Genomic DNA, 597 nt, shown 5'->3' with positions numbered 1-597 from the left:
GCTGGTGGATGCTGCGGGTGAGCCGGTGCTGAGCGTCGGCGAGCTGGTGCTGGGGGCTCCGGCGGAGGATTCGGCGGCTCCTGGGCGTGATGGGTTGTTGGGTGTGGAGTGGGTGCCGGCGGATGTGTCGGGGGCTTCTGCCGCTGGTGAGGCGTCGTTGCCGGTGTTTTCGGTGGAGGGTGGTGTTTCGCCGGAGGCGGTGCATGAGGCTGTGGCCCGTGTGTTGGGTGTGGTGCAGGAGTGGCTGGATCGGTCTGATGGTGCGCGTTTGGCTTTTGTGACGCGGGGTGCTGTGTCGGGGGTGGATCTGGCGGGTGCTGCGGTGTGGGGTCTGGTGCGGGCGGCGGAGTCGGAGAATCCGGGCCGGTTCCTGTTGGTGGATGTGGAGGGTGGTGGGGAGCTGCCGGTCGCGGAGGTGCTGGCGGCGGGTGAGTCGCAGGTGCTGGTGCGTGGCGGGGTGGTGCAGGTGGGCCGGTTGGCGCGGCTGGGCTCCTCGGTCGGTGTGGTGGAGTCCCCGTTGGGTGGGGGGACGGTGTTGGTGACGGGTGGTACGGGTGGTCTGGGCAGTGTGGTGGCCCGGCATCTGGTTGTGCGGCA

The 597-nt window shown here is 69.7% G+C and carries 1 protein-coding gene; it reads left to right on the top strand.

Going from position 1 to position 597, the window contains the following annotated elements; all coding sequences use genetic code 11:
• Positions 1-597 (top strand): SpnB-like Rossmann fold domain-containing protein (locus IE269_RS42835; RefSeq protein WP_189828784.1); only part of this gene is annotated, 597 nt, incomplete at both ends.

The organism is Streptomyces spiroverticillatus, assembly GCA_014650415.1.
Taxonomy (GTDB): domain Bacteria; phylum Actinomycetota; class Actinomycetes; order Streptomycetales; family Streptomycetaceae; genus Streptomyces; species Streptomyces spiroverticillatus.
This window is presented reverse-complemented; position numbering and strand designations above follow the sequence as displayed.